Annotated in this window: 23 protein-coding genes; 16 read left to right on the top strand and 7 right to left on the bottom strand. The window is 62.5% G+C overall.

The genetic code is table 11. The features are described 5' to 3' along the window. Positions 1–289: 289 nt before the first annotated feature. Both BM151_RS06350 and BM151_RS06345 read right to left on the bottom strand, forming a co-directional pair. Complete coding sequence (locus BM151_RS06350; protein WP_090059291.1) at positions 290–982, bottom strand: L,D-transpeptidase; 693 nt, start codon at positions 980–982, stop codon at positions 290–292. Between the two features lie 198 nt (positions 983–1180). Further along, positions 1181–1615 carry a cupin domain-containing protein gene (locus BM151_RS06345; RefSeq protein WP_090059289.1) on the bottom strand — a complete coding sequence of 145 codons (435 nt, stop codon included), beginning with the start codon at positions 1613–1615 and terminating at the stop codon, positions 1181–1183. A 298-nt stretch (positions 1616–1913) separates the two neighbouring features. Between BM151_RS06345 and fdhA the strand changes: the two genes are divergently transcribed. Then, a complete protein-coding gene (gene fdhA, locus BM151_RS06340; protein ID WP_090059288.1) occupies positions 1914–3101 on the top strand; it encodes a formaldehyde dehydrogenase, glutathione-independent in 1188 nt (395 codons plus the stop codon). 101 nt (positions 3102–3202) lie between these two features. Here fdhA and nifJ read toward each other — a convergent pair whose 3' ends face one another. Together nifJ and BM151_RS06330 are read right to left on the bottom strand one after the other, a co-directional pair. Further along, a complete protein-coding gene (gene nifJ, locus BM151_RS06335) occupies positions 3203–6835 on the bottom strand; it encodes a pyruvate:ferredoxin (flavodoxin) oxidoreductase (protein ID WP_090059286.1) in 3633 nt (1210 codons plus the stop codon). Next, positions 6828–8498: an NAD(P)-binding protein gene (locus tag BM151_RS06330; RefSeq protein ID WP_090059284.1), complete on the bottom strand. Its 1671-nt coding sequence runs from the start codon at positions 8496–8498 to the stop codon at positions 6828–6830. The genes nifJ and BM151_RS06330 overlap by 8 nt, the downstream gene beginning before the upstream one ends. A 270-nt stretch (positions 8499–8768) precedes the next feature. Here BM151_RS06330 and BM151_RS06325 point away from each other — a divergent pair, with 270 nt between their 5' ends. From BM151_RS06325 to clpX, 12 genes are all read left to right on the top strand, one after another. Further along, positions 8769–9503: a TetR/AcrR family transcriptional regulator gene (locus tag BM151_RS06325; RefSeq protein WP_090059282.1), complete on the top strand. Its 735-nt coding sequence runs from the start codon at positions 8769–8771 to the stop codon at positions 9501–9503. Then, positions 9496–10458 (top strand): HlyD family secretion protein, encoded by a 963-nt coding sequence (locus tag BM151_RS06320; RefSeq protein ID WP_090059280.1) that lies wholly within the window; start codon positions 9496–9498, stop codon positions 10456–10458. The genes BM151_RS06325 and BM151_RS06320 overlap by 8 nt, the downstream gene beginning before the upstream one ends. 3 nt (positions 10459–10461) lie before the next feature. Continuing rightward, positions 10462–11427 (top strand): ABC transporter ATP-binding protein, encoded by a 966-nt coding sequence (locus BM151_RS06315; RefSeq protein WP_090059279.1) that lies wholly within the window; start codon positions 10462–10464, stop codon positions 11425–11427. After that, on the top strand, positions 11424–12569 hold the full coding sequence (locus BM151_RS06310) for an ABC transporter permease (protein ID WP_090059277.1): 1146 nt from the start codon (positions 11424–11426) through the stop codon (positions 12567–12569). The genes BM151_RS06315 and BM151_RS06310 overlap by 4 nt, the downstream gene beginning before the upstream one ends. A gap of 477 nt (positions 12570–13046) precedes the next feature. Continuing rightward, positions 13047–14312, top strand: coding sequence for an imelysin family protein (locus BM151_RS06305; RefSeq protein ID WP_090059276.1), 1266 nt, complete (start codon positions 13047–13049; stop codon positions 14310–14312). Positions 14313–14383: 71 nt separating this feature from the next. After that, complete coding sequence (locus BM151_RS06300) at positions 14384–14635, top strand: (2Fe-2S)-binding protein (RefSeq protein WP_090059274.1); 252 nt, start codon at positions 14384–14386, stop codon at positions 14633–14635. A gap of 4 nt (positions 14636–14639) precedes the next feature. Then, positions 14640–15125: a bacterioferritin gene (bfr, locus tag BM151_RS06295; protein WP_090059273.1), complete on the top strand. Its 486-nt coding sequence runs from the start codon at positions 14640–14642 to the stop codon at positions 15123–15125. A 13-nt stretch (positions 15126–15138) separates the two neighbouring features. Next, positions 15139–16677: a di-heme oxidoreductase family protein gene (locus tag BM151_RS06290; protein ID WP_245781124.1), complete on the top strand. Its 1539-nt coding sequence runs from the start codon at positions 15139–15141 to the stop codon at positions 16675–16677. 11 nt (positions 16678–16688) lie between these two features. Continuing rightward, the gene (locus BM151_RS06285; protein ID WP_245781123.1) at positions 16689–17750 is read left to right on the top strand and encodes an imelysin family protein; all 1062 of its coding nucleotides are present in this window, start codon (positions 16689–16691) and stop codon (positions 17748–17750) included. 58 nt (positions 17751–17808) lie between these two features. Continuing rightward, on the top strand, positions 17809–18915 hold the full coding sequence (locus BM151_RS06280) for a DUF1513 domain-containing protein (RefSeq protein WP_090059270.1): 1107 nt from the start codon (positions 17809–17811) through the stop codon (positions 18913–18915). Positions 18916–19267: 352 nt separating this feature from the next. Next, on the top strand, positions 19268–19891 hold the full coding sequence (locus BM151_RS06275) for an ATP-dependent Clp protease proteolytic subunit (protein ID WP_090059268.1): 624 nt from the start codon (positions 19268–19270) through the stop codon (positions 19889–19891). Positions 19892–20199: 308 nt separating this feature from the next. Continuing rightward, a complete protein-coding gene (gene clpX, locus BM151_RS06270) occupies positions 20200–21465 on the top strand; it encodes an ATP-dependent Clp protease ATP-binding subunit ClpX (RefSeq protein WP_090059267.1) in 1266 nt (421 codons plus the stop codon). Positions 21466–21609: 144 nt separating this feature from the next. Here clpX and BM151_RS06265 read toward each other — a convergent pair whose 3' ends face one another. Beyond that, positions 21610–22089, bottom strand: a complete 480-nt coding sequence (locus BM151_RS06265) for a hypothetical protein (protein WP_090059265.1) — start codon at positions 22087–22089, stop codon at positions 21610–21612. A 222-nt stretch (positions 22090–22311) separates the two neighbouring features. Between BM151_RS06265 and BM151_RS06260 the strand changes: the two genes are divergently transcribed. From BM151_RS06260 to BM151_RS06250, 3 genes are read left to right on the top strand one after another with little or no spacing between them, the layout of a single operon-like run. Beyond that, positions 22312–22695, top strand: coding sequence for an NADH:ubiquinone oxidoreductase subunit NDUFA12 (locus BM151_RS06260; RefSeq protein WP_090059263.1), 384 nt, complete (start codon positions 22312–22314; stop codon positions 22693–22695). Further along, positions 22695–23165 carry an outer membrane lipid asymmetry maintenance protein MlaD gene (gene mlaD / locus BM151_RS06255; protein WP_090059262.1) on the top strand — a complete coding sequence of 157 codons (471 nt, stop codon included), beginning with the start codon at positions 22695–22697 and terminating at the stop codon, positions 23163–23165. The genes BM151_RS06260 and mlaD overlap by 1 nt, the downstream gene beginning before the upstream one ends. After that, positions 23165–23713, top strand: coding sequence for a DUF2155 domain-containing protein (locus tag BM151_RS06250; RefSeq protein ID WP_090059260.1), 549 nt, complete (start codon positions 23165–23167; stop codon positions 23711–23713). The genes mlaD and BM151_RS06250 overlap by 1 nt, the downstream gene beginning before the upstream one ends. Here the strand turns inward: BM151_RS06250 and aat are convergent. Then, positions 23677–24321 carry a leucyl/phenylalanyl-tRNA--protein transferase gene (aat, locus tag BM151_RS06245; RefSeq protein ID WP_090059259.1) on the bottom strand — a complete coding sequence of 215 codons (645 nt, stop codon included), beginning with the start codon at positions 24319–24321 and terminating at the stop codon, positions 23677–23679. The genes BM151_RS06250 and aat overlap by 37 nt on opposite strands. Before the next feature lie 87 nt (positions 24322–24408). After that, a complete protein-coding gene (accC, locus tag BM151_RS06240; protein ID WP_090059257.1) occupies positions 24409–25755 on the bottom strand; it encodes an acetyl-CoA carboxylase biotin carboxylase subunit in 1347 nt (448 codons plus the stop codon). Positions 25756–25764: the final 9 nt, after the last annotated feature.

Below are 25764 nucleotides of genomic sequence, written 5' to 3'. Positions count from 1 at the left end.
TGCGGCCTTAATGACGGCTTTGCGGACGGAGCGGACATTGGCGATTTGACCGACATGAGGGCGTGCGCCGGACCGTGGGCTGGCGCATCTGCTCTCGGTGGTCCGCGCTTTATCTCAGCCAAATCCGATAAAGATCAATCCGTTGCACGGGGATGACAAATGCGCCTGACCGCCGGAACGGTCCGGCGCACGCCCGGGCAACTGCGTTGCTGTTCCGGGCGGTTGCGCGATGTTCCCAACGTCCGCCATGGGCTCTTTCTGCCCCTCTCGGCCTGCCTTGATCGTTGACTCAGCTCTGTGCCAAATAGGGATCATAGGGGCGATAGACATCCGTGGCCGGGTAGAGATGTGCCGTCGCGCCCAGGCTGACCCGCTCATAGAGATCGATCACATGCGCCATCACCATGCGCACGCAGCCGGAGCTCGCCCGCGTGCCGATCGAACGCGGGTAGGGCGTGCCATGGATGCGCAGATAGGTGTCGCGATTGCCGACATAGAGATAGAGCGCCCGCGAGCCGAGGGCGTTGCGCGGTCCCGGCTCCATGCCATCGGCATATTGCGCATAGGTCTCGGGCTCGCGTTTGATCATTGCCGGTGTTGGGGTCCAGGTCGGCCATTTCGCCTTGCGCTTGATCGTGTAGGTGCCGGGCGTGTAGAGCCCGTCGCGCCCGATCGCCACGCCGTAGCGCATCGCCGTACCGCCCTCTTCGACGAGATAGAGATAGCGCGCCACGGCATCGACATGGATGTCGCCGGGAATGAGCCCCGGCTTGGTGGTCTTGACCCGGCGCGGCAGGAAGCGTGCATGCAGCCCCCAGGGATTGGTGGTGCCTATGTCGAAGCCCGATGGCGTCACCTGGGCATCCCAGGCGGCCCAGTCGGCCTGTGTCGCCGCCAATGCCGGGCGCGCGCCCGAGAGACCGAGCGCCGTCGTCGCAACGAGCGCGGTAGAGCTTTGAATGAAATGACGACGGGTCAACATGGCGGGTTCCTTTTAAGACAATCTGGACGGGGCGCAGCGCGGCCTGGGTCCCACCCTAAGCGATTGTCATCAAAACGGAAGTCTTTCCGAGAGGGGAGTCACGAATCCGTGTGGTGACTGCGTTTGCATGTGGTGGGGCGAAGGCCCCTTGCGCGATGCGGCCGCCCGAGAGGGCCGTCTCGCACAAGGGCAGGGCTGTCAGTCCAGAGGAGGACCGGTGAAGGTCATGTTGAACTTCTGAGCTTCCTCGAGAATGGCCGGCATGTCCTCGGGAATGCGGTACTGGCCTTTTGCCATGGCGGCAAAGAAGCCTTCGAACCCGCCGGGGGTGAGGATGATCAAATGGCGACAGGGGGCTGTGCCAATCGCTTTGAACGTGTGTTCCTTGCCGCGCGGGATGAAAATCGTACCTTCGGGTTCGAGGATCGTCTCTGTGCCTTCGATCCAGAATTTGCAGGCCCCGGACAGGATCACGAAGACCTCGTCTTCGCTATGGTGGACATGGCGGGGTGGGCCGCTGTCCGGCGGCGACGTGCTGTCGACGATGGACATGGCGCCGCCGGAGGTCTCCGGGCTCAAAATGGTTTTGTAGCTCACTCCGAGCCAATGGTGCGTTTCCGTAGAAGCAGTCATGTGATGTCTCCCTGTCTTGTTTGTTTTGTGCGTTGGATCTTTCCTGGGTTTAGGTCGTGCGTTGCTCCATTCGGCCCGATCGAGGGGCATCGGTCAATATTTTTGCCGCGGATATGGAAAAAGCCCTCTCACCAGGGGGGTGGCGGCATCTTGCCGACTGCGACAGGGTGACGCAGTCCTTCCGGTCATTTGACGCAGGCCTCCTCGCCGCCCGGTCGTTTCACGACCCATCCTTGTCCAATGCGTTGCGCATAAGAGCGGCCCGTGACTGGGGCGCAAACATCAGGGAGGAAGACAAATGAGTTCCAACAGAGGTGTCGTCTATATCGAACCCGGCAAGGTCGAGGTTCAGGAGATCGCGGACCCAACCATGGCCGCGCCGGACGGGCGCAAGCTCGAACACGGTGTGATCCTGAAGGTTGTCTCGACCAATATCTGTGGCTCGGACCAGCACATGGTGCGCGGTCGCACCACCGCGCCTGCGGGTCTGGTGCTCGGCCATGAGATCACCGGTGAGGTGATCGAGGTCGGCAGCGATGTCGAAATGCTCAACGTTGGCGATATCGTCTCCGTGCCGTTCAATGTCGCCTGCGGCCGTTGCCGTTGCTGCAAGGAACAGGACACCGGTGTCTGTCTCACCGTGAACCCGGATCGCGCCGGCGGGGCCTATGGCTATGTCGATATGGGCGGCTGGGTCGGCGGTCAGGCGCGCTACGTGATGGTGCCCTATGCCGATTTCAACCTGCTGAAGTTCCCGGATCGCGATCAGGCGCTCGACAAGATCACCGATCTGACCATGCTCTCCGACATTCTGCCGACGGGGTTCCACGGCGCGGTGAAAGCCGGTGTCGGCGTCGGCTCCACGGTCTATGTCGCGGGCGCGGGTCCGGTGGGGCTCGCTGCCGCCGCCTCCGCCCAGATCCTCGGTGCCGCCGTGGTGATGATCGGCGATTTCAACAAGGAACGCCTGCAGCACGCGGCCAATATGGGCTTCGTGCCGATCGATCTGTCGAAAAGCGACCGTCTGGGCGAGATGATCGCCGAGATCACCGGCAGCCCCGAGGTGGATGCTGCGATCGACGCCGTGGGCTTTGAAGCGCGCGGTCACTCGGGCGGCGAACAGCCGGCCATCGTGCTCAACCAGATGATGGACATCACCCGCGTCGCCGGCAATATCGGCATTCCGGGTCTCTACGTGACCGAAGATCCGGGCGCGGTCGACGAGGCCGCCAAGGTTGGCTCGCTGTCGCTGCGTTTCGGTCAGGGCTGGGCCAAGGCCCAGAGCTTCCACACCGGTCAGACCCCGGTGCTGAAATACAACCGTCAGCTGATGCAGGCGATCCTGCACGACCGGCTGCCGATCGCGAAAATCGTCAACGCCCAGGTGATCTCGCTCGAGGACGCGGTGCGCGGCTATGAGGAGTTCGATCACGGCGCCGCGAAGAAATTCGTGCTCGACCCGCATGGCATGCTGAAAGCCAGCTGATCCGCTGAAAGATACCGCATCAGGGAAGGTGCAAAGAAACGCGCGGGGGGAAAGCCTCGCGCGTTTTCATGTCTTTTTGGGGTGGGAGAGCGTACCGGGGATCAGGTCGCAAACGACCCCGTGCCCATCACCCGGCTCGGGTCCGGGCCTTTCTCCATCTCGGCAAATTCCTCATAGGTGCGGTATTTGTCGAGAATGCCCGATTGCGCCAGTTCCAGAAGCTCGGCGGCCTCTTCGGGCCGGGTCTGGGTGAGCTGGCGATAGCGCAGCTCGCCATAGGCGTAATCCTTGAACGGGATTGTCGGCCGCGGGCTGTCGAGCATGAAGGGCGCGCGCCCCGTGCCATGGCGCGCCGGATCGAAGCGCAACAGCGGCCAATAGCCGGATTTCACCGCTTTCTGCTGTTGGTTCAGACCCTTGGACATGTCGATGCCATGGGCGATACAATGCGAATACGCCAGAATGATCGACGGGCCGTCCCAGGCCTCGGCCTCGCGGAAGGCCTGCAGGGTCTGTTGCGGATTGGCGCCAAGCGCCACCTGCGCCACATAGACATTGCCATAGGCGATGGCCTGAAGCGCCATGTCCTTGCGGTTGGTGCGCTTGCCGGCGGCGGCGAATTTGGCGATCGCGCCCAAAGGCGTGGCTTTCGAGGCCTGACCACCGGTGTTGGAATAGACCTCCGTGTCCATCACCAGCACGTTGACATTGCGGCCAGAGGCCAGCACGTGGTCCAAGCCGCCATAACCGATGTCATAGGCCCAGCCATCGCCGCCCAACAGCCAGATCGCCCGTTTGACGAGGTGATCCGAAAGTGAGAGCAGGTGTTCGACATCCTCGGATCGGGGCAGGGCCAAAAGCTTGGTCTTGAGCGCACCGACCCGCTCGCGCTGGGTGCGGATCTCGCTTTCGCGGATCTGCGGCGCGGTGAGGATGGCCTCGACCAGATCTTCGCCCAGCTCGGGCGCGAGTTTCTTCACCAGGGACTGTGCCAGAGCCGTCTGTTTGTCGGCGGCGAGGCGGAAGCCAAGCCCAAACTCGGCATTGTCCTCAAAGAGCGAATTGGCCCAGGCCGGGCCGCGGCCCTCGGCATTCTTGGTCCAGGGCGTCACCGGCAGGTTGCCGCCATAGATCGACGAACATCCGGTGGCATTGGCGACCATCAGCCGGTCACCGAACAGCTGCGACAACAGTTTGACATAGGGTGTCTCGCCACAGCCGGCACAGGCGCCGGGGAATTCGAACAGCGGTTCCAAAAATTGCACGCCGCGCACATTGGCGAAATCGACGCGCGAGCGGTCATTGACCGGCAGGCTCTCGAAAAACGCGATATTCTCGCGTTCCCGCTGCGGCAGGTCGAGCTTTTGATGCAGGTTGATGGCCTTGCGGGTCGGGTCGTCCTCGGACACTGCGGGGCAGGCCTCGACGCACAATCCGCAGCCGGTGCAATCCTCGAGATAGAATTCGAGCGCAAACTCCGCATCCGGATAGCCCCGCGCGTTGACCGGCGCGGATTTGAAGCCCTCGGGCGCGCCCTCGAGAAGCGCTTCGTCGAAATACTTGGCGCGAATGACCGAATGCGGACAGACGAAGGAACATTGACCGCATTGGATACAGTCCTCGGCGATCCACACCGGCACATCTTCGGCGACGTTGCGCTTTTCCCAGGCGGCGGTGCCGGAGGGGAAGGTGCCGTCGACCGGCAGGGCCGAGACCGGGATATCGTCGCCGATGCCCTCCATCATCTTGGCGGTCACGTCGCGCACGAATGTCGGCGCGTCGTCGGGGACGAGGCTCGGGCGCAGAATGCCGCTCGTCGCCTCAGAGGGCACGGCAATCTCATGCAGACCGGCCAGAGCGCCATCGACCGCGGCGAAGTTCTTTTCAACGACGTCGCGGCCTTTCTTCGTGTAGGTCTTCTCGATCGCATGTTTGATCTTTGCAATCGCCTCGTCGCGTGGAAGCACGCCCGACAGCGCAAAGAAACAGGTCTGCAGGATCGTGTTGGTGCGGGCCCCGAGACCGACCTCGCGGGCGGCCTGCGAGGCGTCGATGACAAAGAACCTGAGCCCCTTGTCGATGATCGCCTGTTGCACCGTCTGTGGCAGCCGATCCCATGTTGCCTCATGGCCATAGGGGGAATTGAGCAGGAAGGTTGCGCCATGGGCGGCCAGTTTCAGCACATCCATTTTCATCAGGAAATGGAACTGGTGACAGGCGACGAAATTGGCGGAGCTGATCAGGTAAGGCGCGGCGATCGGTTCGGGACCAAAGCGCAGATGACTTTCGGTCACAGCGCCGGATTTATGGCTGTCATAGACGAAATAGCCCTGGGCATAGTGATCCGGTTCGGCGGCGATGATTTTCACCGAGTTCTTGTTCGCCCCCACCGTGCCATCGGCGCCGAGCCCGTAGAACAGGGCGCGTACCACCTTGTCGCTCTCGATGTCATAGCGCGTGTCTACCTCGAGCGAGGTGAAAGACACATCGTCATGGATACCGACGGTGAAATTCACCTTTGGCTTGTCCTTGGTCAGATTGTCGAACACCGCCTTGGCCTGCGCCGGGGTGAAATCCTTGGAACTGAGCCCGTAACGCCCGCCGATGACGCGCGGCATCGTCGCCCGCGTGCCGGTGGCCACCGCCTCGGCCAGCGCCGAAACGACATCGAGATACAAGGGCTCACCCGTTGTGCCGGGTTCCTTGGACCGATCCAGCACGGCTATCTTCTCGACCGTTTCGGGCAAAACCGCGAACAGGTGCCTGGCGGAGAACGGCCGGTAGAGCCGCACGGAGATGAGGCCGATTTTCTGTCCCTTTGCGACCAGATCCTTGACCGTCGCGGCGATGACATCGGTGCCGGAGCCCATGGCGATCACCACACGGGTGGCATCGGGCGCACCGATGTAGTCGAAGGGCTGATAGAACCGCCCGGTCATGGCGCCAAGCTTGACCATCTCTTCCGCGACAATCTCGGGCACGGCGGCATAGAACGGGTTCGCCGCCTCGCGGCCTTGGAAGAACACATCCGGGTTCTGCGCCGTGCCCCGGATGAACGGGTTCTCGGGTGAGAGCGCGCGTTTGCGATGCGCGCGGACCAGATCGTCATCGATCATCGCCCGGATCTGGCTGTCCGGGATCAGAGAGAGCGTGTTGACCTCGTGGGAGGTGCGGAAGCCGTCGAAGAAATGCAGGAAGGGAATGCGGGATTTGAGCGTCGCGGCCTGAGCGATCAGCGCCATGTCATGGGCTTCCTGCACCGAGGCCGAGGCGAGCATGGCAAAGCCGGTGGTGCGCGCCGCCATCACATCGGCATGATCGCCAAAGATCGACAGAGCGTGGGTCGCCAGAGAGCGCGCCGCAACATGAAACACCGTGGGTGTCAGCTCGCCCGCGATCTTGAACATATTGGGCAGCATCAGCATCAGGCCCTGCGAGGCGGTAAAGGTCGTGGTCAGCGCGCCCGCCTGCAAGGCGCCGTGCACCGTGCCCGCGGCGCCGCCTTCGGATTGCATCTCCTGAATGACCGGCATGTCGCCCCAGATGTTTTTCACCCCTTGCGCGGTCCAGTCATCGGCCAGTTCCGCCATCGGCGACGACGGCGTGATCGGGTAGATCGAGCAGACCTCATTGACCCGGTAGGCGACATGGGCCACGGCGGCATTGCCGTCCATCGTCGCTTGCACCGCTGTGTTGCGATCCCCGGTGTTGTGATGTTTGGCGGTATCAAGCATGGGAGGCCTCCTCCGAAACGGTTCCGTCCGGGATCATTTCAAGCGCATGGCAGGGACATTGATCGAAACAGGACTGACAGCCGGTGCATTTTGATGCGTCGATCTCGTAGCCCTTGCCGGTGCCGAGTTTGACGATCGCCTCCTCGGGGCAGGCGGCATAGCAATTGTCGCATTCGTAACAGGAGCCGCAGGAATAGCAGCGCGCCGCCTCGTAGCGGGCTTCCTTCTCGGTCAACCCGCTCAGTACCTCGTCGAAGCTCTCGCGCTGATGCGTCGCCAGCGCCGCTTGTTCTTTCGGATCGACATCGGAGTAGACCGGCAGGTGCAGCATGTCGGCGGTGACAAGGGCAGGGGGCTCGTTCTCCGCATAGGTCGTGCCGGAGAGCCAGGCATCGATATGGCGCGCCGCCAGTTTGCCGTGGCCGGTGGCGATGGTCACAGACTGCTGATCGGGCACCATGTCGCCGCCGGCAAACACGCCCGCGCAACCGGTCATGCGGTTCTCACCGACCTCGACCGTGCCATTCCACGAGAACTCGAGACCGGGCACACCTTTGAGGAATGTGGAATCGGTTTCCTGTCCCAGCGCCAGCACCACGGCATCCGCCGTCAGCGTCTCAAACTCGCCGGTCGGCTTGGCGCGGCCATCGGCGCCGATCTCCATCCGCTCGACCTTGAGCTCATCGCCATCGATCTCCTTGATCGTGGTGAGCCATTTGATCTTGACGCCCTCGGCCATGGCCTCGTCGGCCTCGAACTCATGCGCCGGCATGTGCTCGCGGTCGCGGCGGTAAACAATCAGCGTCTCGGTGGCGCCGAGCCGTTTGGCTGTGCGCGCCGCGTCCATTGCGGTGTTGCCGCCGCCGTAGACCACGACGCGACGGCCGAGAAGCGGCGCATCGCCTTTCGACGTGTCAGACAGGAGATTGACCGCGTCGAGGATTTTCGGCGCTTCCTTAGCCGGGATGTCGACATGTTTGCCGGCGCCCGCACCAATGGCGAGATAGACCGCGTCGAAACCGCCGTCCTGTTTCTCGGCCATCAGATCGGTGACCTTGTGGTTCAGCGTGATCTTGACGCCCAAGGCCTCGATCCGCGCCACATCCTGTGCCAGCTCCTCGCGCGGCATGCGGTAGGCGGGAATGCCGAAATGCATCATGCCGCCCGCCACCGGCCCGGCCTCACGAATTTCCACCTCATGACCCAGACGGGCGAGGTGATAGGCGGCCGAGAGCCCCGAAGGACCGGCGCCGACGATCAGCACTTTTTTGCCTGTGGGCGGATGGACCGCTTTGAATTGCCAGCCCTGTTCATTGGCCATATCGCCCAAAAACCGCTCGACCGCGTGGATCGACACCGGGGCGTCGACCTCACCACGGTTACAGCCGCCCTCGCAGGGATGATAGCACACACGCCCATGCACCGCCGGCATCGGGTTCTGCGCCGTCAGGATCTCCCAGGCTTCGCGATAGTTGCCGGCGGTGGCCGCCGCCAGCCATTCGCGGATATTCTCGCCCGCCGGGCAGGCCGCGGCACAGGGCGGGGTCAATGTGACATAAGACGGGATCTGGCTGCGGATCGGGCCGGTGCCGGAGCTCTTGGTCTGATCTACCAGAGGGGTGAAGTCGGCGCGTTTGCTGCCGGATTTTGTGTCGGAGGTCATTGGCGTAAGCCCTTTGCAGGTCTTGTGAACGGTCGCTGAACGGATCTGAGCTGGGCACACCATCGCGGGGAAACTCGGGCCGGGCGTTGATGTATATCAACCGTCGCATGTGAGGAGGGTGCCGCGCAACTCTCGGTTCTATCCATGTGATTTTGCGAAACTTTATGTCTCTTCTGGCGCGGTTTTCCGGGGCGGGGCTTTACTTTTGCCGGGAATTTAAATAAATGACTGGTCAGTTAGTTATTGCCGCGACTCACACAGGAGGCGCAGATGTCAGAGGAAAAACCCGCCGAGGATGGGGTCGGGAACAGGACTGGGAACGAGGCCGCAGACGAGGGTGGTGAGGCCGCGCCGAAGTTCCGCCGCCGCAAGGAAGCGCGCCCCGATGAGCTGCTCGATGCCGCGCTCGATCTCTTTGTCGAGAAGGGATTTGACCGCACCAAGGTCGAGGAGATCGCCCGTCGGGCCGGGGTCTCGAAAGGCGCGGTCTATCTGTATTTTCCGTCGAAAGACGCCGTGATCGAAGCGCTGGTCGACCGCGCCGTGGGCACGCTTGTCGGTGAGGTGACCGAGCGGATCCGACACTATCGCGGCGATCCACGGGTGTTGTTGCGGCAGTTGATGCCGCTGTTTCTGGCCCGGGTCTCGGATCCACGCATTCTGGCCATCCCGAAACTGGTGATCCGCGAAGCGCCCTCGCATCCGAAATTGGCGCAGATCTATCGTGACCGGGTGATCGGCCGGGTGGAACCGGCGCTCACCGCGCTGTTTCGGCAAGGCGTCGAGGGCGGCTATATCCGCGCGATTGATCCGCAGATGGCGGTGCGGGTGCTGCTCGGGCCGTTTCTCATGCATGTGCTTCTGGCCGATGTCTTCGGCATCTACCCGGAAAGCGACAGGCCGGGCGATCTGCGCATCCCGGAGCTGTTCGAGACCCATCTGACCCTGTTGTTTGCCGGGCTGGAGCCCGACCCCGATCCGCGAAAGGAGCCGACCCATGGCTGATCTTCCAAGCTGGCTTGTGAGCGTCATCGCCGCGATCTATCCCGGCATCACCCCGCCGCCGCCCTATCATTATGACGGCTATATCGAGGGGGAGTTCACCTATGCCGCCCCGGCTTCTGCCGGGCGGATCGAGACGATCGATGTGACCGAGGGGGATGCGGTGCAAAAAGGCACGCTGCTGTTCGCGCTCGAGGATGATCAATACCGCGCCGCGCTGCGCAGTGCAGAGGCGCAATTGGCGCAGGCGAAAGCCCAGCTCGAAAACCTTTCCACCGGCTCGCGCGCGGCGGAGACCGAAGTGGTGCGGGCATCTCTCGATCAGGCGCGGGTGGCGCTGGATATCGCCAGGACCCGGCTCGAGCGCTCCGAGGCGCTTCTGACCCGCGGAGCGACCACGCGGGCCACCGTGGACGATCAACAGGCGGCGGTCGATGAGGCCGCCGCCCAGGTCAAGCAATTGGAAGCACAGCTGAAAGTGGCTGAGCTGCCGGCCCGCGATGCCGAACGCCTGGCCGCCGAGGCCGCCGTCGATGCCGCCGCCGCGCAGGTGGATATTGCGCGGTCCGATCTCGAAGACCGTCAGATCTTTGCGCCGGTGTCCGGTCAGGTCGAGAAAGTGTTCTTCGAGGCGGGTGAGGTGGCGTCCTCCGGCACGCCGGTGGTCTCGATCCTGCCGCCCGGACAGATGACCGCGCTGTTTTTCGTGCCGCAATCCGAACGGGCCGATCTGTCCCCGGGCGATCATGTGGCGCTGTCTTGTGACGGTTGCCCGGTGGATCTGACGGCGCAGATCTCGCGGCTGGCCTCAGACCCGCAATATACCCCGCCCATTCTCTACACCCGTGAGGAACGCGGGCGGCTTGTGTACCGGGTCGAGGCCAAAGTGATCGACCCGCATGGGGTGCTGCCGGGTCAGCCGATCTCGGTTGACGCATCCGGGGCGGCGGGGGAGTGAGCCATGGCTGAGCAAGTGCCTGAGAAAGTGGCTGGGGAAGTGGCGATTTCGGTCACGGGGCTGACCAAGATCTTCGGCACGCGCAAGGTGGTCGACGGTTTCGATATGCAGGTCGGCAAAGGGGCCATTTATGGCTTTCTCGGCCCCAACGGCTCCGGCAAGACCACGACGATCCGGATGATGTGTGGGCTTCTGACCCCCGATGGCGGCGCGGGCCAATGTCTCGGCCTCGACATCGTGCGCGACAGTCGCGAGATCAAGAAACGCGTCGGTTACATGACCCAGAAGTTTTCGCTCTACGAAGACCTGACCATCGCCGAAAACCTCGATTTCACCGCCCGCATGTTCGGGATGAAGAACCGCAAGGCCTTGGTCGCCGAGGCGGTGCGCGATCTCGGGCTCGAAGGCCGCGCCGGTCAGCTCGCGGGGACGCTTTCGGGCGGTTGGAAGCAACGCCTCGCTCTGGCCGCCTGCATGATCCATTCCCCGGATCTGTTGCTGTTGGACGAACCGACCGCCGGGGTCGACCCGAAGGCCCGGCGGGATTTCTGGGACGAGATCCGCAAGCTCGCGGCCCGGGGCGTCACGGTGCTGGTCTCGACCCATTACATGGACGAGGCGGTGCAATGCGATCACATCGCCTATATCGCCTATGGCAAGAAGCTCATCGACGGCGCGGCGCGCGATATTCCCGGCCAGATCGGGCTCTCGACCTATGTGGTCACCGGGCCGGATCTCTCGGAACTGGAAGCGCGGCTCGAGGCGGAGGATGGCACCGGTCAGGTGATCCGCTTCGGCGCCGAGCTGCATGTCTCGGGCACCGACAAGGCGGCGCTCGATGCGCTGGCCGAGGTCGAACGCGCCCGGGGCACCCATGAATGGGTGGCGAAGAGGGCCGGGCTCGAAGAGGCCTTCATCTACCTGATGGCCGGGGCCAAGGACAATTTCATGCTGGAGCCCGTGTCATGAGCCGTCTCGCCAATATTTTTGCCTGGTCGCGGTTTTATGCGGTTCTGGTCAAGGAATTCATCCAGATGCGCCGGGATCGGGTGACCTTCGGCATGATGATCGGCGTGCCTTTGATGCAGCTCCTGCTCTTTGGCTATGCCATCGACACCGATCCGCACAACCTGCCGACGCTGATCGAAGTGGCCGACGAAAGCCCGGTGGTGCGCAGCCTGACGGCGGCGATGGACACCTCGGACTATTTCGATTTCATCGGCATCGTGACCTCGGAAGCGGCGAGCGACGAGGCGCTGAAAGATGGCACGGCCTCGGTCATCCTGACCATCCCGCCCGGGTTCGAAGCCGACCTGATCCGGGGCGTGACGCCGGAGCTTCTGCTGACCGTCGATGCCTCCGACCCGGTGGCGGCCGGCGGTGCCATCGGTGCGATGAGTGGCGTGGTGGAGACCGCGATCGGGCAGAGCCTCAATGGCCCGCTGTCCTTTGCCGCCAAAAGCCCGGCGCCTTTCGATCTGGTGATCCACCGGGCCTTCAACCCGTCGGGGGAAACCTCGCTCAACATCGTGCCGGGGTTGCTGGCGGTGATCCTGTCGATGACCATGGTGTTGATCACGGCGGTGGCCATCGTGCGCGAAAGCGAGAAAGGGACGATGGAGAGCCTGATTGCCACGCCGGTGACGCCGTCGGAGGTCATGCTGGGCAAGATCCTGCCCTATGTTTTCGTGGGCTATGTGCAGACAGCGGTATTTCTGCTGGCGGCCCGCGCGCTGTTCAGCGTGCCGTTTTCCGGGTCTTTCCTAGCGTTTTTTCTGGGGTTCAACCTCTATATCATCGTCAATCTGGCGATCGGATTTCTGGTTTCTACCGTGGCGCGGACCCAGATGCAGGCGATGCAACTGTCGTTTTTCACCATTCTGCCGACCATCCTCCTGTCAGGCTTCATGTTTCCCTTTGCCGCCATGCCCGGCTGGGCGCAGGCGATTGGCACCGCCATTCCCGCCACGCATTTCCTGCGGCTGGTGCGCAAGGTGATGCTCAAGGGCGGCGGTCTGGCCGAGGTGACGCAGGATATGGCAGCGATTGCCGTGATCCTGCTGGTGGTGGTGGCCGTGGCCCTGAAACGCTATCGCCAGACGCTCGATTGAACGCGAGTGCGGGACGGAGCGGACATTGGTCATCGGTCTGACGTGAGGGCGTGGGCAGGCGCTGCAACGACTGAACGTTGCGCTTTATGCCTGCCAAGTCCGGGAAAGATCAGATCGTTGCGCGAGGATGGCAATGCGCCTCCCCGCCGGGACGGGCAGGCGCAGGCGCGGCGGCTTCGCCTTGTTCCGCGCCGGATGCGTGAATGCCCCCAAAGGCCTCTTTTCACCGGTTTCGACGGGTTTTCAGGCCGTTCGCAAGCGCGCCGCATATCCGGAAATCCATCGCGGCATCGGCAATCAAATATCCTTATTAAAATAATCGGGATTGACATATCCGACTAAAGAAGTCAGTTAAGCCTCAGGCACGCGTCGCCCCGTTTGGCGGCGCCACCCGAGATGACAGATGACAATCGAGAGATCGGAAGGCCCCGGGCGCCCATCAGAGGTGCGAGAGGGGCAAGCGAAGGGACTGAGAGAATGAAACGCATGATGACGGCCGTGATCGCCGCGAGCCTTCCCACCATCACCGGCGCGGGCGCCATTGCGGGCGAGGCCGAGGTGGTCGAGAATTACGCCAACATCGGTGCCGCCGTCTATGGCGATGCGCTGATCAAGGGGCAGGAGCTGAGCGCCGCGATCGACGCGCTGATCGCCAGCCCTTCCGAAGCGACGCTCGCCGCCGCCAAAGCCGCCTGGATCGAGGCCCGTGTGCCCTATCAGCAATCGGAAGTCTTCCGCTTCGGCAACCCGATCGTCGATGATTGGGAGGGCAAGGTGAACGCCTGGCCCCTGGACGAGGGACTGATCGATTACGTCGATCCCGCCACCACCGGCGCCACCGATGAGAACCCGCTGGGCGGGCTCAATGTCATCGCCAATGCCGCTTTCGAGATCTCCGGTGAGGCCGTCGATGCCTCGACCATCACGCCGGATCTGATCGCCGAGACGCTGCACGAGGCCGATGAGGTCGAGGCCAATGTCGCCTCCGGCTACCACGCCATCGAATTCCTGCTCTGGGGGCAGGATCTCAACGGCACCGATCATGGCGCGGGCGAGCGGCCTTACACCGATTACGCGGCGGGCGAGGCCTGTACCAATGGCAATTGCGACCGTCGCGCGCAATATCTGAAGGCCGCCACCGATCTTCTGGTCTCCGATCTCGAGTTCATGGCCGGGCAATGGGCCGAGGGCGGCGAGGCGCGCGCGACCGTGTTGGCCGATCCCTCTGCCGGGATCACCGCCATGCTGACCGGCATGGGCTCGCTCTCCTATGGCGAACAGGCCGGCGAGCGGATGAAGCTCGGCGTTATGCTGAACGACCCGGAGGAAGAGCATGACTGTTTCTCCGACAACACCCACAACTCGCATTTCTACGACGGTCTTGGCATTCACAACGTCTATTTCGGTAAATATACCCGTGTCGATGGCACGCAGGTGACGGGCGAAAGCCTGGCCGATCTTCTGACGGCGCAGGATGCCGGTCTGGCGAAAGAGCTGGGTGGTGCGCTCGACCATACCATGGCCGAGCTGGGCGAGATCAAGGCCGCGGCCGAGAGCGGTTTCTCCTATGACCAGATGCTCGCCACCGGCAATGCCGCCGGCGAAGAGCTGATCATGTCCGCCGTCGATGCGCTCGTCGCCCAGACCCGCGAGATCGAACGTGCCGTCGCCGTGCTCAGCACGAGCGAGATCGCGGTCGAAGGCTCCGACAGCCTCGACAACCCGGAGGCGGTCTTCGAATAAACCCATTCGGCGGGCCGGAGGTTTCCGGCCTGCCATAGCTTCGTCAAAGCGACCGTCGAAAGGGGGCTCGGATGATCGTATGTTCCTGCAATGCAATCACGGATCGCGACATCCATGCCGCGATCGACTGGATGCGGGCCTCTGATCCGCAGACGATCATCACGCCCGGCAAGGTCTACCACGCCTTGGGCAAAAAACCGGACTGCGGCGGCTGTATGGCCCTCTTCCTTTCCACGATGCGGCAAAATGCTAACCTTGAAGTTCCCGCCGAATTGCGCGGGCTGAAAGAACTTCGCAAAAACACCCGCAGACAGAGAGGATAAACCCATGAAAGGCGACGCAAAGGTCATCGAATACCTGAACGCAGCACTCCGCTCGGAACTCACTGCAGTGTCCCAGTATTGGCTGCATTTCCGGCTTCAGGCCGATTGGGGCCTGGCGAAAATGGCCAAGAAATCGCGCGAGGAAAGCATCGAAGAGATGAACCACGCCGACAAGTTGATCGACCGGATCATCTTTCTCGAAGGCCACCCGAACCTGCAAAAACTCGATCCGCTCAGGATTGGCGAAACCCCGAAAGAAACGCTTGAGGCGGATCTCGCCGGCGAGCAGGATGCGCTGACGCTCTACAACGAGGCGCGCAGCTATTGTGAATCTGTCGGCGACCATGTGTCGAAATCTCTGTTCGAAGAGCTGATCGCCGATGAGGAAGGCCATGTTGATTTTCTCGAAACCCAGCTCGATTTGTACGCCCGTCTTGGCGAGCAAGGCTACGCGCTCCTCAACGCGGTCCCCATGGACGAAGCTGAATAAGGTCGTCTGGGGATTGACCCTGTCCCTCGCGGGGCAGGGCGCTTTGGCACAGACCACGCTTCCGGTATCTGATCCGCATCTGAAGACCGTGCCGCGCACGGAGGCCGAGACGGCACGTATTGCGCAGGTGACGAAGCTGGCCTCGGATGTCACGACCCCGGAAGCTTTCGAAGCCAATTCGGGGGGCGCCGGCACCGTGGCGGATACCGGGGATGACAGGGCGTTTTCCCTGCCGCCCGCGACATTGCCGTTTGATCGGAAACTCGATTTCGAACTGGGCAATGCGCTTTTCATGAAGCTCTGGGTCTCGTCGCCGTCTTCGACCAAGGCCTCCGACGGGCTCGGCCCGCTTTACAATGCGCGCTCCTGTCAGAGCTGCCATGTCAACGACGGGCGCGGTCGCCCTCCGATGGAGGATGCGGATCGCAGCCCGTCGATGTTCCTGCGTCTCTCCGTCCCCGCCGCCGATGATGCGCCAGCGAGCGAGCTGGAGCACTATCTTGCGGCGCTGGACGGGGAGGCGGCCACCGCGCGGACCCGCCCGGTTCCGGGCTATGGCGGGCAGTTGCAGGATCTTTCTTTGCCCGGGCTCGCACCGGAAGGGCGGATGCAGATCCTCTATGAGGAGATCCCCGTGAGCCTCGCTGGCGGCGAGGTGATCACCCTGCGCCAGCCAAGCTATGCCATTGCCGATCCTGCCTATGGCGCGCTTCCCGAGGATCTTCAGCTCTCGCCGCGCGTCGCCAACCCGATGATCGGGCTCGGATTGCTCGAAGCGATTCCCGCCGCCGAGATCCTCGCCGCCGCCGATCCCGAGGATCGCGATGGCGACGGGATTTCCGGCCGCGCCAATCTGGTCTGGTCGCGACGGTTCGAACAGGTGATGCTCGGGCGTTTCGGCTGGAAAGCCGGGGAACCAACCGTCGAGGAACAATCCGCCGCCGCCTTTCACGGCGATATCGGCATTTCCTCGCCGCTGTTTCCGACCCCCTCGGGCGACTGCACGCCGGAGCAGGCGGCCTGCCGCAATGCCCCCAATGGTGCCGGCGATGCGCGGGGCGATGAGATCGATCAGGCCGGGCTCGATCTCGTGACTTTTTATGCGCAAAATCTGGCGGTTCCGGCCCGGCGCGATGTCGCGGAGCCGGAGGTCTTGCGCGGCAAGGCGCTGTTTGCCGCGGCCGGGTGCGCGGCCTGTCACACGCCGAAACATGTCACCGCCCGGCTCGAAGGCGCGGAAAATACGACGCGCTCCTTTCAGCTGATCTGGCCCTATAGCGATCTTTTGCTGCATGACATGGGCGCGGGGCTTGCCGACAAGCGCCCCGAAGCCCGCGCCACCGGGCGCGAATGGCGCACAGCGCCTTTGTGGGGGATCGGTTTGACGGCGCAGGTCTCAGGGCATACCACCTTGCTGCATGACGGGCGGGCGCGTTCGCTCCTCGAGGCCATTCTCTGGCATGGTGGCGAGGCGCAGGCCGCACGCGATGCCGTGGTGCAGATGCCACCGGATGACCGCGCCGCGCTGATCCGTTTTCTTGAAAGCCTGTGACTGGAGATCCCATGCGCCTATCCTTTCTCACCGCTGCCACGTTTCTGCTGGCCCCGATGGCGGCCCAGCCGCTCGTCCAGCCGCTCGCGGCCCAATCGCTCGAGGAGATTCAGGCGCAGTCGCTGGACCGCGCCGTTACCGAGCACACCGTGCCGGCGGTTCGCGCGTTCGACGATGCGGCGCGGGATCTGGTCATGGCGTCGGCAAAGGATTGCCGGCCAGAGGCGATGCAGCCTGCTTACAATGCCGCCTTCGACGCCTGGATGGGGCTGCAGCACCTGCATATGGGGCCGGTGGAAAAGGACGGGCGTATCCTCGCCATTGCCTTTTGGCCGGACAAGAAGGGTCTCGGGCCGCGCGCCCTGAGCCGGCTCATCGCCGATCAGGACCCGATCATCGACGATGCCGAGCAATTCGCCCAGGCCTCGATCGCGGTGCGCGGGCTCTTCGCGCTCGAATACATGCTCTATGACGACCAATATGATGGCTATGGGCGCGACAGCTATTCCTGCCATCTGGTGCAGGCGATCGCCAATGATCTCGGGCGTATGGCCCATGCGATCGATGTCGAATGGGCCTCGGACGGCGGCTTCAAGGATACGCTTTTGCAAGCGGCCGAGGCCGAGACACCGGTCTATCTGAGCCGGATGGAAAGCCTGCAGGCGCTCTACACCATGCTGACCTCGTCCCTGGAAAACACCAAGGATCAGCGCATCGGCCGCCCGATCGGTTCTTTTGAGAAGCCGCGTCCGGCGCGTGCCGAGGCGCGCCGCTCCGGCCGGTCCGAGCGCAATGTGATCCTGCAGCTCGAAGCCGCCCGCGATCTCGCCCGTAAAATGGCGCCGCAAAGCGACGCGGTCGCGATGCCGAACACCGAAGAGGCCTTTGCCAAGACCATCGCGCTGGCCGAGGCGCTCGATGACCCGTCGTTCGAGGGGGCGGGCGATCCGATGGGGCGGCTCAAGATCGAGATCATCGGCCAGAATATCGAAGCCATCATCGGCCATCTCGCCAATGAGCTCGGCGCGCCTCTGGGCGTTTCCGTGGGCTTCAATGCCGGGGACGGGGATTGAGCCGCGCCCCGACCGCCGCCTTGCCCGTCGCTGACCACCAGACATCAGGATCAATCTCATGAGCACCTCCTCCCGCCGCAGCTTTCTGAAAGCCGCCCTGGCCACCACCGCCGCCACGGTGGTGCCGCGTCTGAGCTGGGCCGATGCCGGATCGCCGGCCTATCTCGGTGCCGCCAGGGATGCCTCGGGCGATTACGCGCTCTACGGGTTGGACGCCGAGGCGCAGATCCTGTTCCGCGCGCCTTTGCCGGGCCGGGGCCATGCCGCCGCCGCCCATCCGGCAAAGCCCGAGGCCGTGGCTTTTGCCCGCCGCCCGGGCACATTCGCCGTGGTGGTCAATTGCGCCACCGGGCGGATCACCCATCGGCTGGCGGCGCCCGAGGGGCGGCATTTCATGGGGCATGGTCTCTTCGTCGAAGATGGCGAGATCCTTCTGACGCCGGAGAACAACTATGCCGAGAAAAAGGGCGTGCTGGGCATCTGGCGGCGCTCGCTGGGCTACAAGCGGATTGGCGAGGTGGCGAGCCATGGCATCGGGCCGCATGATGTGAAACAGCTCTCTGATGGCACGCTCGTTATTGCCAATGGCGGGATTTTCACCCATCCGGAGATCGGCGAGGGGCGGCAGAAGCTGAACATCCCCGAGATGGTCGGATCGCTCGTCTACCTGTCACCGGACTATACCCTGCTCGAGAAAGTCGAACTGGCGCCCGAGCTGCATCAGAATTCGATCCGTCACCTGTCGATCGGTTCGGCGGATCAGGTCGCCTTTGCCATGCAATGGGAGGGCGATCCGCTCGACACCGTGCCGCTTCTGGGCCTGCATCGCCGCGGCGAGGCACCGGTGCTCTGCGAAGCGGATCTGGCCGAGCAAATGACGATGAAGGGCTACGCGGGCTCGGTCTCGCATGCCGGTGATGGCTCCGAAGTGGCGATCTCGTCGCCGCGCGGCGGGCGCATCCATCGGTTTGCACCGGACGGGCGTTTCCTGGGCGCGGTGATCCGCAGCGATATCTGCGGCTTGGCGCCCATGCGCGCGGGCTATCTCGGCTCGGACGGGTTCGGGGCGCTGTCTTTGCTGAAAGAGGGGATGACACCTCTGAACGCGGTGCCGGGGTTGGCCTGGGACAATCATCTGGTGAACCTGCCGGTGCTGGCCGCCTGATCCTGCGGGTCGGGCGGAGGTTCCGGATCGCGAGAAGGGCCCTGTGCCGGAGCGATCCAAGGTGTCTGATAAAATTTTAAGAAAATTTTGTCCAAATTTGAGGCAAACTGGCAACACCCCCCGGGCGCGCCGTTTTGAAGTCATGGTTTACCTGAGGGAATTTCTATCTAAGGCTTTGTTTTCAATCGAAACTGTTAGTCGTTATGCGCTTGCCCGTGTCAGGCCGACCTGTGCAGTGCCGCAAGAGGGGGCCACGAAGGCTCAGGTGCTCTTGCAGCCCCCCCGGTCCAACACTAAGATTCGGGTAACACTTCCGCGCTAACACATCAGTTGACACAACAGGCAGGGCCCGATGAAAGATCCGATTGATACCTATATGAATACGCTGGTTCCCATGGTCGTCGAGCAGACGAGCCGCGGTGAACGCGCCTATGATATTTTCTCGCGCCTGCTGAAAGAGCGCATCATTTTCCTCAATGGCCCGGTGCATGACGGCATGTCCTCGCTGATCTGTGCCCAGCTTCTGTTCCTCGAGGCCGAGAATCCGAAAAAAGAGATTGCCATGTATATCAACAGCCCGGGCGGTGTCGTCACCTCCGGCCTGTCGATCTATGACACGATGCAATACATCCGCCCGAAAGTCTCGACACTGGTGATGGGGCAGGCGGCCTCCATGGGCTCGTTGCTGCTGACCGCCGGCGAGAAGGGCATGCGTTTCTCGCTGCCGAATTCCCGCGTCATGGTGCACCAGCCCTCCGGCGGCTATCAGGGCCAGGCGACGGATATCATGATCCACGCCCAGGAGACCCAGAAGCTCAAGAACCGCTTGAACGAGATCTACGTGAAACACACGGGTCAGGAGCTTCAGACGGTGGTCGATGCGCTCGAGCGCGACAATTTCATGTCGCCCGAGGATGCCAAGGAATTCGGCCTGATCGACGAGATCGTCGAGAACCGCGCAGCCCCCGAGGAGTAATCCCCGGGGCCCAGACGGGCCTAGAGTGAAGACCTGTTCCGGTTTGAACCGGTGCAGGGCAACCGAGAAGGACGGCCCATCTCGCAGGGGCAGGGCGGGCAGACGTTAAGGCGAATGGGATTTTGCCATTGTGCCTGAAAAATGCCTGTCCTACACTTCTCGGGATGAGACTTTCCGACGGCTGCAAGTTAAGGGCTGCAGCCCTCGGGGCCAAGGCGCTGATCGGCGCCGCTTCGGGCAAGACTGGCTGGCATCTGTCGGTCAGGGCGTAACACAAACGGGTCCGATCCGGGGCCCAGGGGAATGTGATGAGCAATTCGTCCAGTGGTGACAGCAAAAACACGCTTTACTGCTCTTTCTGTGGCAAGAGCCAGCATGAGGTGCGCAAACTGATCGCGGGTCCGACCGTGTTCATCTGTGACGAATGCGTCGAGCTCTGCATGGATATCATCCGTGAAGAGACCAAGACTTCCGGTCTGAAATCCTCCGAGGGCGTGCCCTCGCCGAAAGAGATCTGTCAGGTTCTCGATGATTATGTGATCGGTCAGGCCACCGCGAAACGCGTGCTCTCGGTCGCCGTGCACAACCATTACAAACGCCTCAATCATGCCGCCAAGGGCGCGGGTGATATCGAGCTGGCGAAATCCAACATCCTGCTGATCGGTCCGACCGGTTGCGGTAAAACGCTTCTGGCCCAGACGCTTGCACGCATTCTCGATGTGCCCTTCACGATGGCGGATGCGACCACGCTGACCGAAGCCGGTTACGTGGGCGAGGATGTCGAAAACATCATTCTGAAGCTGTTGCAGGCCTCCGAGTACAATGTCGAACGCGCGCAGCGCGGCATCGTCTATATCGACGAGGTCGACAAGATTACCCGCAAGAGCGACAACCCGTCGATCACCCGCGATGTCTCGGGCGAGGGGGTGCAGCAGGCGCTTCTCAAGATCATGGAAGGTACCGTGGCCTCCGTGCCGCCGCAGGGCGGGCGCAAGCATCCGCAGCAGGAATTCCTGCAGGTGGACACCACTAATATCCTGTTCATCTGCGGCGGCGCATTCGCCGGTCTCGACCGTATCATCGCGCAGCGCAACAAGGGCTCCGCGATGGGCTTTGGCGCCGATGTGAAGAACGACGATGATCGTGGCGTCGGCGAGCTGTTCAAGGAACTCGAGCCCGAGGATCTGCTGAAATTCGGTCTGATTCCGGAATTCGTCGGTCGTCTGCCGGTTCTGGCCACGCTCGAGGATCTCGACGAAGACGCGCTGGTCACCATCCTGACCGAGCCGAAAAACGCGCTGGTGAAACAGTATCAGCGCCTGTTCGAGCTCGAAGATGTGGAGCTTAAGTTCACCGAGGAGGCGCTCACCGCCATCGCCAAACGCGCGATCGAGCGCAAGACTGGTGCCCGGGGCCTGCGGTCCATTCTCGAGGACATCTTGCTCGACACCATGTTCGAACTGCCGGGTATGGACAATGTCACCGAAGTGGTGGTCAACGAGGAGGCCGTCAATTCCGAGGCCAAGCCGCTGATGATCTATTCCGAGGAAGACAAGGAAGCGACGGCGTCCTGAGCCGCTCTCCGATCACCATAGATCGCGATCTTTTGAACCCCGCCACGGAGACGTTGGCGGGGTTTTTCTTGTCTGGCCGGCCTTTAGGGGAGGGGAGCTTTGAGCCCTTTGTCGCCGCTCACCCCGTGCGATTATCAGCAGCCCTCACGGGCACTCAGACTCGATCCAACGATTTGTGGAAAAGGTCCGGTTACCGCCGATGCTCTGAAGTTGAACGGAGGCACCTCCGCCAGCCATTTCGAAACGGACATCAATCGTCGATATAACGCCGACACCAGAGGGAAGGCTAAGGATCTTGATTTCCGGCTGGCCAAGTTCGAGCTGCATCGAGAAAACGAGGGCCGTAAATTCTTCGAAGTCGCCTTCCAGTTTCTCTTTGATCGACTTGACCGTCCCGTTGCAAATAAACAGGGAAAGGTTCGTGCCTTCGACAGTCCAGCTTCCAGGCAGATTCTCTGAAATCGGCGCAAGCGTCCATTCCTGTGTCCTCGCATGGCTCTGCGCTTCTTCCAATGAGCTGCCCAATATGAAGCCCCCGAGGTCCGCTGGATCGGAGGCATGGGCGATAGAAGCTACAAGCAGGTAAAACGCATTTACCAAATAGAATGTGCCGAACAGTTTCATCGTCTGTACTCTTGGATCAGTTGGTTTTCGCAGAAACCTGCAAGAATGCAATGTCTGCTTCGTCCCGCAAAGCTGCCCTTGATCTTTCCCTCCATCCTTTCCTTATCGCGCGCGATGGGCGATCTCTCGCGTTCAAATCACCGGAATGCATTCCTGCCTCTGGACCTCGGCCACAGGATGGTTCATAGAAAGACCAAGCGAAATTCGAAAGGTGACACTTCCATGGGGATTTTGAACACGGCCTTGCGGGCATTGATCTGGTGGAAAGACGGGACCATCGGCACGCAGCTTTTCACCTGGCGCCATGGCATCAAGGTCGGCGAAGACGCGCAGGGCAATATCTTCTATCGCAACGAGAATGATAGCCGCCGCTGGGTGGTCTATAACGGCGATATCGAAGCCTCGCGGATTTCCCCCGACTGGCATGGCTGGCTGCACCACACGTTTGCCAACCACCCGGGTCACGAAGCGCTGGATCACAAGCTCTGGGAGAAAGAGCATGTGGAAAACCTCACCGGCACCATGGCCGCCTATGCGCCGGCCGGCTCGTTGCGTCAGGCCCAGCCGGTCGAACGCCGTGATTACGAGGCGTGGCAGCCCGAATAATGGCCGAGAATCCGACAGAAGTCGCCGTTGGAGCGGGCGTGATTGCGCTCGCTCTTGGCTTTCTGGTCTATGCGGGCCAGGTGACGGGCTTTGGCGCGGGCGCGAGCGAGACCTATCGTCTCACCGCCTCCTTCCGCTCTGCCGAAGGCATCGCCACGGGCACCGATGTGCGTCTGGCCGGGGTGAAAGTCGGCACCGTGACCTCTTTGGATCTCAACCGTGACACCTTCCGCGCCGAGGCCGGGCTGACGCTCGACGGCGATGTCGAACTGCCCGATGACACGGCGGCGATGATCTCGTCCGAGGGGTTGCTGGGCGGCAATTTCGTCGAATTGATCCCCGGCGGCTCGATGTTCAATTTTGAAGACGGTCAGGTGATCGCCGATACCCAGGGGTCGGTCAGCCTGATCAACCTCTTGCTGAAATTCGTCACCGGCAGTGGCGACAGCGGCGACGGGAGCAGCCAGTGATGCGCCTTTCTTTTGTCGTCCCGGCGTTCTGCGCCGCCTGTCTGGTGTCCGCATCTGCATATGCACAGGAGGGCGGGTTCACCGACGATCTGCAAACCGGGCTCGACGAGATCACCATCCAGCCGCTGGATGAGGGGGACAATGTCGGCGGTTTCGGCACTGGCGGCCTGTCGCTCGAAGATCTGCAGAACCTGCCCAATGGCGGGTTTCAGGAAGAGTTGAAAGACATCACCACCGAGCTGCAGGAAAAGGTCGCCTCGGCCCCCGGCGCCACGGTGCGTGCGCTCGACAAACTCACGGGCGAGGTCAAGGATCTGGCGCTCGAGACCGGTGGCAATCAGACATTCGGCCGGATCAACGTCTTTCTCGGCGATTGCCGCTACCCGGTCGAGAACCCGTCCGGCAATGCCTATGCCTATCTCGTGGTGCGGCAAGAGGGCGTCGAGGCGCCGGTGTTTTCCGGTTGGATGGTCGCCTCATCGCCGGCTTTGAACGCCATGGACAATCAGCGCTATGACATCTGGCCGCTGAGCTGCAAGACCTCCTGAGGCGAGGGCGGCGCGTCGAGCGCCGTGATATCCGCCCGCTTTTCCAAAGCATCGCGCAGGCGCGCCCGGTATTCGACCCGTGGGATCTCGATGCCGCCGAGGCTGGCCAGGTGATCGGTGAGAAACTGCGTGTCGAACAGCGTAAAGCCGGTCCGCCGGAGTCGCGCCACCAGATAGGCCAGCGCCAGTTTCGACGCATTGGGCACCCGTGAAAACATGCTCTCGCCGAAAAACGCCGTGCCGAGCGCCAGGCCGTATGTGCCGCCGACCAGCCGGTCGCCCTCCCAGACTTCGACCGAATGGCCAAAGCCCATTTCGTGCAGCGTGCCGTAAAGCTCGAAGATCGTGTCGTTGATCCAGGTCTCGGGCCGATCGGCGCAGCCTTCCATGACGCCGGTGAAATCGCGGTTCAGCGTCACCTGATAGCGCTCTTGCCGAATGAGGCGGGCCAGAGATCGCGAGATGTGAAACCCTTCGAGCGGAATGATGCCGCGCTCCTTCGGATCGACCCAGAACAGGCTTTGATCCTCGCGGCTTTCGGCCATGGGAAACACCCCATTGGCATAGGCTTGCAGGATCAGGTCCGGGGTCAGGGTGACATGGTTCATGGCGCAGACTTTGACGTGAATTGCGGCAAAAGAAAAGGCCGCGTCCCGGGCGAAGGGGCGCGGCCTTTCATCATCATTTCCAGCCTGTTAGCCGAGGTTTTCCTCGAGCCATTTTTCCAGCCAGTGAATGTTGTAATTGCCGGTGAGCACATCCTCTTCCTGCAACAGCGCATGGAACAGCGGCACGGTGGTGTCGACGCCGTCGACGATCAGCTCGCCAAGGGCGCGATTGAGACGCGCCAGCGCTTCGGGCCGGTCGCGCCCGTGCACGATCAGCTTGCCGATCAGGCTGTCGTAATAGGGCGGGATCGAATAGCCGTCGTAGAGCGAGGAATCCATCCGCACGCCGAGACCGCCCGGGGCGTGATACTGGGTGATCTTGCCGGGGCAGGGGGTGAAGTTCGGCAGGCGCTCGGCGTTGATCCGCACCTCGATGGCGTGACCGTTGACCGTGAGATCTTCCTGTTTGAACGACAGTTTCTCGCCGGACGCGACGAGGATCTGTTCGCGCACGAGATCCTGGCCGAACACCGCCTCGGTCACCGGGTGTTCCACCTGAAGACGGGTGTTCATCTCGATGAAATAGAATTCGCCATCCTCGTAGAGGAATTCGATCGTACCGGCGCCGCGATAGCCCATCTCGGCGATGGCCTTGGCACAGATGCCACCGATATGCGCGCGCTCTTCTGGGCTGATCGAGGGGCCGGGGGCCTCTTCGAAGACCTTCTGGTGACGGCGCTGCAAGGAACAGTCACGTTCACCCAGGTGAACCCCACCGCCCTGACCGTCGCCAAAGACCTGTACCTCGATGTGACGCGGCTTCTGGAGATATTTCTCCATATAGACCTCGTCATTGCCGAAGGCGGCCTTGGCCTCGGAGCGTGCGGTGCGGAAGGCGACCTCGAGATCGGCCTCGTCTTTCGCCACTTTCATGCCGCGGCCACCGCCGCCGGCGGTCGCCTTGATGATCACCGGATAGCCCATCTCGGCGGCGGCAATCTTGGCGGCCTCGACATCGGGCACGCCCCCCTTGGAGCCGGGCACCACCGGGATGCCCAAGCGTTCGGCGGTTTCCTTGGCGGTGATCTTGTCGCCCATCTGGCGGATATGCTCCGCCGAGGGTCCGATGAAGGTCAGGCCGTGATCCTCGACGATCTGCACGAAGGCGGCGTTCTCGGAGAGAAAGCCATAGCCCGGGTGGATCGCCTGGGCGCCGGTGATTTCACAGGCGGCGATGATCGCCGGAAACGACAGGTAGGACTGCGCCGAGCTGTTCGGGCCGATGCAGACGGCCTCGTCGGCCATGCGCACATGCATCGCGTCAGCATCGGCGGTGGAGTGCACCGCCACGGACTGGATGCCCATTTCGCGGCAGGCCCGGATCACCCGGAGCGCGATCTCGCCGCGGTTGGCAATGAGGATTTTATCGAACATCGAAAAACC

It is taken from the genome of Celeribacter neptunius (genome assembly GCF_900113955.1).
Taxonomy (GTDB): domain Bacteria; phylum Pseudomonadota; class Alphaproteobacteria; order Rhodobacterales; family Rhodobacteraceae; genus Celeribacter; species Celeribacter neptunius.
This window is presented reverse-complemented; position numbering and strand designations above follow the sequence as displayed.